Origin of the sequence: Pseudomonas sp. UBA6753, assembly GCF_002453565.1 — a bacterium.
GTDB classification, from domain to species: Bacteria; Pseudomonadota; Gammaproteobacteria; order Pseudomonadales; family Pseudomonadaceae; genus Aquipseudomonas; species Aquipseudomonas putida_Z.
Genome location: NZ_DKHD01000043.1, coordinates 118,411 through 126,120 on the forward strand (window position 1 = coordinate 118,411; position 7,710 = coordinate 126,120).

The following is a 7,710-nucleotide window of genomic DNA, read 5'->3' on the forward strand; positions in this document are numbered from 1 at the left end:
CGATTTGCGGACCCTGCCATGACTGCCATCGATACCGCTCGCCCGCCCCGGTTCAGCCGCGGCGACCACCGGACCCTGGGCCTGGCGGCGTTGGGCGGCGCGCTGGAAATCTACGACTTCATCATCTTCGTATTCTTTGCGCTGACCCTCAGCCAGCTGTTCTTCCCGCCCGAGATGCCCGAATGGCTGCGCCTGCTGCAAAGCTTCGGAATCTTCGTCACCGGCTACCTGGCGCGGCCGCTGGGCGGCATCCTGATGGCGCACTTCGCCGACCACCTGGGACGCAAGCGGGTCTTCAGCCTGAGCATCCTGATGATGGCCCTGCCGTGCCTGTTGATCGGTGTGATGCCGACCTACGCCGACATCGGCTATGCCGCGCCGCTGATCCTGCTGGCACTGCGTATCCTGCAGGGCGCGGCGGTGGGCGGCGAGGTGCCGAGCGCCTGGACCTTCGTCGCCGAGCACGCGCCAGCCGGGCGGCGCGGTTATGCCCTGGGCTTCCTGCAGGCCGGCCTGACCTTTGGCTATCTGCTGGGGGCACTGACCGCGACCTTGCTGGCACAAGTGTTCACCCCGCAGGAAATCCTCGACTACGCCTGGCGCTACCCGTTCCTGCTCGGCGGGGTATTCGGCGTGATCGGCGTGTGGCTGCGTCGTTGGCTCAGCGAAACACCGGTGTTCCTTGCCCTGCGCGCGCGCCAGGAGCAGCCGGTGAGCTTCCCGCTGCGGCGGGTGCTGGGCGAACACCGCCGGGCGTTGATCCCGGCGGCGCTGCTGACCTGCGTGCTGACTTCCGCCGTGGTGGTGCTGGTGGTGATTACTCCGACAGTGATGCAGCAGCGCTTCGGCATGAGTGCCGGGCACACCTTTGCCCTTAGCAGCGTGGGCATCGTCTTCCTCAACATCGGCTGCGTGCTGGCCGGGCTGCTGGTCGACCGTGCAGGCGCCTGGCGCGCATTGATGCTCTACAGCCTGTTGCTGCCAGTGGGCATCGGCGCGTTGTATGCCAGCCTGGTGGGGCAGTGGGGCATGACCTGGCTGGCCTATGCGCTGGCGGGCCTGTCCTGCGGCGTGGTGGGCGTGGTGCCGTCAGTGATGGTCGGGTTGTTCCCGGCCGAGATCCGCGTGTCGGGCATCTCCTTTACCTATAACGTGGCCTACGCGCTTTGGGCCAGCACCACACCGCTGGCGCTGATTGCGCTGATGCCGTGGAGCCCGTGGGTGTGTGTCGGCTTTTGTCTGGTCATGGGTACGGTGGGGTTGCTGACGGCCTTGTATTTCGGGCGTCGGGAGCCATTGGCGTTTGCCGCGGAGCCGATGCCGGTAATGTGTGGCGAAAAATAGTTTTCTGTTGTCTGTTCTGGCCTCATCGCCGGCAAGCCAGCTCCCACAGGGGATCGCGTCAACTTTTAGAATTTGAGCAAGGCAGTCGCTCCCACAGGGATAGCGCATGGCTCGAGGTCGATGCGGTCGAGGTGGGAGCTGGCTTGCCGGCGATGAGGCCGGTACAGGTAAAACAAAAAGCCCCCGGCTCGTGAGAACCGGGGGCTTTTCGTTACCGCAAGAGCAGGGGCCTTACATGTTCGGGTAGTTCGGCCCACCAGCGCCTTCAGGGGTAACCCAGGTGATGTTCTGGGCCGGGTCCTTGATGTCGCAGGTCTTGCAGTGCACGCAGTTCTGCGCGTTGATCTGGAAGCGCTTGCTGCCGTCTTCCTGAGTGACCACTTCGTACACGCCCGCCGGGCAGTAGCGCTGGGCCGGCTCGTCGTACAGCGGCAGGTTGCTGGCGATCGGCACGTTCGGGTCGGTCAGCTTCAGGTGGCAGGGTTGTTCCTCTTCGTGGTTGGTGCTGGAGAGGAATACCGAGCTGAGCTTGTCGAAGCTGAGCTTGCCGTCCGGTTTCGGGTAGTCGATCTTCTGCGACTCGGCCGCCAGCTTCAGGCAGGCGTAGTCCGGCTTGGTGTCGTGCAGGGTGAACGGCAGCTTGCCGCCGAACCAGTTCTGGTCCACATAGTTGAACGCCGCGCCCAGCAGCGGGCCGAACTTGTGCATGGCCGGGCCGAAGTTGCGGCTGGCGAACAGCTCCTCGTACAACCAGCTGGCCTTGAAGGCGCTGACGTAGCCGTTCAACTGGTCACCGCCTTCGCTGCCGGCGAGCAGTGCGTCAGCCACCGCTTCGGCGGCCAGCATGCCGGACTTCATCGCGGTGTGGCTGCCCTTGATCTTGGCGAAGTTCAGGGTGCCCAGGTCGCAGCCGATCAGCGCGCCGCCGTTGAAGACCATTTTCGGCAGCGAGTTGAAGCCGCCCTTGCAGATGGCACGGGCACCGTAGCTGATGCGCTTGCCGCCTTCGAGATATTGCGCCATCACCGGGTGGTGCTTGAGGCGCTGGAACTCGTCGAACGGCGACAGGTACGGGTTGGCGTAGGACAGGTCGACGATCAGGCCGACCACCACCTGGTTGTTTTCCAGGTGATAGAGGAACGAACCACCGGTGTTGTCCTTGGCCATCACGTCCAGCGGCCAGCCGGCGGTGTGCACCACCAGGCCCTGCTCGTGCTTGGCCGGGTCGATTTCCCAGATTTCCTTCAGGCCGATGCCGTAGTGCTGCACATCGGATTCGCTATCCAGGTTGAAGCGCTTGATCAGCTGCTTGCCGATGTGGCCACGGCAACCTTCGGCGAACAGGGTGTACTTGCCACGCAGCTCCATGCCAGGGGTGTACACGCCATCTTTCGGGTTGCCTTCGCGGTCGACGCCCATGTCGCCGGTGACAATGCCGCGCACCACGCCGTTTTCATCGAACAGCGCTTCCTGGGCGGCGAAGCCCGGGTAGACTTCCACGCCCAGGTTCTCGGCTTGCTGGGCCAGCCAGCGGCACAGGTTGCCCAGCGAGATGATGTAGTTGCCCTGGTTGTGCATGGTCTTGGGCACGAACAGGTCAGGCACCTTGGTCGAACTGCCGGCATCCTTGAGCACGTAGATGTCGTCACGCTTCACTTCGGTGTTCAGCGGCGCGCCGAGCTCTTTCCAGTCTGGGAACAGCTCGTTCAGGGCGCGGGGTTCGAACACCGCGCCGGAGAGGATGTGGGCGCCGACTTCAGAGCCTTTTTCCACCACGCAGACGCTGATTTCGCTACCGGCTTCGGCGGCCTTCTGCTTCAGGCGGCAGGCGGCGGACAGGCCCGCCGGGCCGGCGCCGACGATGACCACGTCGAATTCCATGTATTCGCGTTCCACTGGTTCTCTCCTACTCATCAAGGCTCGTGCTGTTGCTTTGTCTTATGGGTGCGCGGGGCATTCGCAGCGGTTCTACGCAACGGCGGAACTGTAGCTGGGCAAATGACGGACTACACCGTTTTGTCTTGGCCGCGCATTATATCTACACCACTTGGCGGGTCCAATACAAACGTTTGTTTGAATTTGCCGCAGGCCAGTAAAATCACAGGAACGCGGCTGGAGGGTGACCGATTTGCCGTATTGACCGGATTGGGTGTTACGGTCAAGATACGAGCGGTTTTACGTTCGCCGTAGGCTTGCAGCCGGGCGCAGGTACACCTCTAAAGACCAGGTGTGGAGCAGGGTTTTGCGGCCTTGGGCCGGTTTGTAGTGGAGTTTACACGCCACGACAGAAAATGACCCGTGAGTATTTGTCGCAAGAGTCCGGACAAGACTGTTCGGTCACTGTGAAGTTACCGCCTCCCGGTACGTTTTTAGAGGTGCCCTTGTACCCACGCGCATCGCAGGGCTCTGCCCCTGGCGACTATCTATTCACCGGAGAGTAACGAGGAATCCATGAAGGTTCTTGTAGCTGTCAAACGAGTGGTCGACTACAACGTCAAGGTTCGCGTCAAGGCGGACAACTCCGGCGTCGACCTTGCTAACGTCAAGATGTCCATGAACCCCTTCTGCGAAATCGCCGTGGAAGAGGCCGTACGCCTGAAGGAAAAGGGCGTCGCGTCCGAGATCGTCGTCGTTTCCGTCGGCCCGACCACTGCCCAGGAGCAACTGCGTACCGCCCTGGCCCTGGGTGCCGACCGTGCCATCCTGGTCGAAGCCGCTGACGAACTGAATTCCCTGGCTGTGGCCAAGGCGCTGAAAGCCGTTGTCGACAAAGAGCAGCCTCAGCTGGTCATCCTCGGCAAGCAGGCCATCGACAGCGACAACAACCAGACCGGCCAGATGCTGGCTGCGCTGACCGGCTTCGCCCAGGGCACCTTCGCCTCCAAGGTGGAAGTGGCTGGCGACAAGCTGAACGTCACCCGTGAAATCGACGGCGGCCTGCAGACCGTTGCACTGAACCTGCCGGCCATCGTCACCACCGACCTGCGCCTGAACGAGCCACGCTACGCGTCGCTGCCGAACATCATGAAGGCCAAGAAGAAGCCGCTGGAGACCGTTACTCCAGACGCGCTGGGCGTTTCCCTCGCCTCCACCAACAAGACCCTGAAGGTTGAAGCCCCGGCTGCCCGCAGCGCTGGCATCAAGGTCAAATCGGTGGCCGAACTGGTCGAGAAGCTGAAGAACGAAGCGAAGGTAATCTAAATGACTATCCTGGTTGTCGCTGAATACGAGAACGGTGCCGTAGCCCCGGCCACCCTGAACACTGTTGCCGCTGCCGCCAAGATCGGTGGTGATGTGCACGTGCTGGTCGCAGGCCAGAACGTGGGCGGCGTTGCCGAGTCCGCAGCCAAGATCGCTGGCGTGGCCAAGGTGCTGGTTGCCGATAACGCTGCCTACGCCCATGTGCTGCCGGAAAACGTTGCGCCGCTGATCGTCGAGCTGGCCAAGGGTTACAGCCACGTGCTGGCCCCGGCCACCACCAACGGCAAGAACATCCTGCCGCGCGTTGCCGCGCTGCTGGACGTGGACCAGATCTCCGAGATCATCTCGGTCGAGTCCGCCGACACCTTCAAGCGCCCGATCTATGCCGGTAACGCCATTGCCACCGTGCAATCGAGCGCCGCCATCAAGGTCATCACCGTGCGTACCACCGGCTTCGACGCCGTGGCCGCCGAAGGTGGTTCGGCTGCCATCGAAGCCGTTGGCGCTGCGCACAACGCCGGCATCTCGGCCTTCGTTGGTGAAGAGCTGGCCAAGTCCGACCGCCCAGAGCTGACCGCTGCCAAGATCGTCGTTTCCGGCGGCCGTGGCATGGGCAACGGTGACAACTTCAAGCACCTGTACAGCCTGGCCGACAAGCTCGGCGCTGCCGTCGGTGCCTCGCGCGCCGCGGTCGACGCCGGCTTCGTGCCGAACGACATGCAGGTCGGCCAGACCGGCAAGATCGTTGCGCCACAGCTGTACATCGCCGTCGGTATCTCCGGCGCGATCCAGCACCTGGCCGGCATGAAGGACTCCAAGGTGATCGTGGCGATCAACAAGGACGAAGAAGCGCCGATCTTCCAGGTAGCCGACTACGGCCTGGTCGCTGACCTGTTCGAAGCGGTTCCGGAGCTGGAAAAGCTGGTCTGATCCGCCTGCTTCACTTATAAAGAACCCGGCCCTCGTACAGGGGGCCGGGTTTTTTTGTGGTCAGTTCCGGCCCGATCGCTGGCAAGCCGGCTCCCACAGGTACAGCGCAGTTCTCAAGGGCGGTGCTGTACCTGTGGGAGCTGGCTTGCCGGCGATTGGGCCGGGCAAAGCAATACAAGGAGTGAGCAATGGTGCTGCGTAAAGCAGGCAGGGTGCTGGCATGCATGGCGGTGCTGGTTTCGCCGCTGGCCATGGCGGCAGGCAAGTGCGAACGCCTGGTGGCAACCGGCAGCCCTGATGCGCCGCCCTATTCGTGGCAGGACCCGAACGACCCGAAACACCTGATCGGCGCCAACGTCGATCTGCTGCGCCAGGTGGCTGGCGAACTGGGCGTGAAGGTGGAGGTGCTGAGCGCCGGCCGTCGTGACCAGGCGCTGGAAGAAGTACGTAGCGGGCGCATGGACCTGCTGCTCGACACCCCCATGCAGGTGGAGCAACTGACCGCGCTGGACTACATCCATCCGCCCCTGCAGCTCAACGAATACCTGGTGTGGACGCGTCACGACGCCACACTGGCCTTCGAGGGCCCGGCGGACCTGGCCCAGTACCAGGGCAGTTTGTCCGAGCGTGCGCGGCTGACCCCGGCCTTTACCGCTTTCGCCAAGGCCCAGCTGAAGCTGGTGCCGGCACAGAACCTGACCCAGGCGTTCCAGAAGCTGGTGCTCGGTCAGGTGGATTATGTGCTCGCTGGCCGTTATTCGGGCATGGCCATGGCCCAGGGCCTGGGCATGAGCAATGACCTGATCGCCCGCGGCCTGCCGGTGGATCGGCCGGGCCTGTACCTGGCCCTGTCGCACAATTCGGCCTGCAATGACAGCTGGTTGCGTGGGCAATTAGCGAAAAAACTGACAGAATTGCCGATCTCCGGAGCATCCGAGGCCGTGCTGCAACGTAATGTCGAGCGCTGGAAAGCGCAGCTGCAGGTGCCGTCGGACGCCCCCAAACACTAGGAAGATTGCGTGAGAACCCAACCACTAATCCTTGCCCTGGCCGTGCTCGGCCTGGCTGGCTGCGCCAACGATCCGGCCCCTAACGAGCAGATGCGCATTTCCGAACAGGCACTGGAGCAGGCCAGGGCCGTCGGTGCCACCGAGCAGGTCGATGCGCTCAAGCTGGCTGAAGACAAGCTGGCCCGGGCCAAGGCCAACATGCTCACCGAAGACTACCGCGATGCGCGCATGCGTGCCGAGCAGGCCGAACTGGATGCGCGCCTGGCCGAGGCCCAGGTGCTGAACCAGAAGAGCGAAGAGCAGCTGCAACTGCTGCAGTCGCGGGTCCAGCGCCTGCGCAAGCAGTTGGAGGTGCAGCCATGATCCGTCGTGTGCCATTGGCCGCGCTGGCAGTGCTGGCGCTGGCGGCAGGTTTGCAAGGTTGCGCCAGCCAGCGCAGCAGCGCAGCGCTGGATGATGCCACTGCAGCTTTCCAGAAGGTCAAGGATGATTCCAATGTGTTGCGCAGTGCGCCGCGTGACGTGATTCGCGCAGGCGAGTCGCTGGCCCGTGCCGAGCGCCTGTCCAGCTACATCGGCACCGGTGCCGACGTGCGCCATTACGCCTACCTGAGCCAGCGCTACAGCGAAATTGCCAGCGAGCATGCCAAGCTGGCGCTGAACCAGGAACGCCAGGCCAAGCTCGACCTGGAGCGCCAGCGCCTGCAGCTGGCCCTGCGCGAGGCCAAGCTGGCCAGTGTTCAGCAGCAGGGCAAGTGGGTCGAGTCGCAGATCGCCGCGCTGGCCTCGGAGCAGGCCGATCGTGGTCTGGTGATGACCCTGGGGGACGTGCTGTTCGACACCGGTCGGGCTGAACTGAAGAACTCGGCCAGCCGTACCGTGCTCAAGCTGGTGCAGTTCCTCCAGCTCAACCCGCGCCGGGTGGTGCGGATCGAGGGCTATACGGACAGCACCGGCCCGGCGGAGGACAACCTGAAGCTGTCGCGTGATCGGGCGCAGGCCGTGGCCGACATGCTGGTAGACCTGGGTATCGACGAGAAGCGGCTGCAGGTCGAGGGCTATGGCGACCAGTACCCGATCGAGGCCAATGCCTCGGAGCGGGGCAGGGCGCAGAATCGTCGGGTGGAGATCGTGTTCTCCGATGACAAGGGCAAGCTGGCGCCGGCGCGCTGAGTCTTTGAAATGCCGGGGACCGCTCTGCGGTCCTTTCGCGACACAAGGCCGCT

Annotated in this window: 7 protein-coding genes; 6 read left to right on the plus strand and 1 reads right to left on the minus strand. The window is 63.6% G+C overall.

All coding sequences use genetic code 11. The features are described from left to right. Positions 1–18: 18 nt before the first annotated feature. Positions 19–1,344: an MFS transporter gene (locus B2790_RS17245; protein ID WP_286919305.1), complete on the plus strand. Its 1,326-nt coding sequence runs from the start codon at positions 19–21 to the stop codon at positions 1,342–1,344. Positions 1,345–1,575: 231 nt separating this feature from the next. Here the strand turns inward: B2790_RS17245 and B2790_RS17250 are convergent, their stop codons facing one another. After that, positions 1,576–3,258 (minus strand): electron transfer flavoprotein-ubiquinone oxidoreductase, encoded by a 1,683-nt coding sequence (locus B2790_RS17250; protein ID WP_286919306.1) that lies wholly within the window; start codon positions 3,256–3,258, stop codon positions 1,576–1,578. 537 nt (positions 3,259–3,795) lie between these two features. Between B2790_RS17250 and B2790_RS17255 the strand changes: the two genes are divergently transcribed. The 5 genes from B2790_RS17255 to B2790_RS17275 all read left to right on the plus strand — a co-directional run bounded on the left by B2790_RS17255 (position 3,796) and on the right by B2790_RS17275 (position 7,657). Beyond that, positions 3,796–4,545, plus strand: a complete 750-nt coding sequence (locus B2790_RS17255; RefSeq protein ID WP_025339979.1) for an electron transfer flavoprotein subunit beta/FixA family protein — start codon at positions 3,796–3,798, stop codon at positions 4,543–4,545. Next, positions 4,546–5,475, plus strand: coding sequence for an electron transfer flavoprotein subunit alpha/FixB family protein (locus B2790_RS17260; RefSeq protein ID WP_013973453.1), 930 nt, complete (start codon positions 4,546–4,548; stop codon positions 5,473–5,475). A gap of 188 nt (positions 5,476–5,663) precedes the next feature. Then, the gene (locus B2790_RS17265; RefSeq protein ID WP_286919307.1) at positions 5,664–6,485 is read left to right on the plus strand and encodes a substrate-binding periplasmic protein; all 822 of its coding nucleotides are present in this window, start codon (positions 5,664–5,666) and stop codon (positions 6,483–6,485) included. A gap of 9 nt (positions 6,486–6,494) precedes the next feature. Continuing rightward, the gene (locus B2790_RS17270) at positions 6,495–6,848 is read left to right on the plus strand and encodes a DUF4398 domain-containing protein (RefSeq protein ID WP_023661849.1); all 354 of its coding nucleotides are present in this window, start codon (positions 6,495–6,497) and stop codon (positions 6,846–6,848) included. After that, entirely contained in the window at positions 6,845–7,657 is an 813-nt protein-coding gene (locus B2790_RS17275) for an OmpA family protein (protein WP_286919308.1), read from the plus strand. Before B2790_RS17270 ends, B2790_RS17275 begins: the two co-directional genes overlap by 4 nt. Positions 7,658–7,710 lie beyond the last annotated feature (53 nt).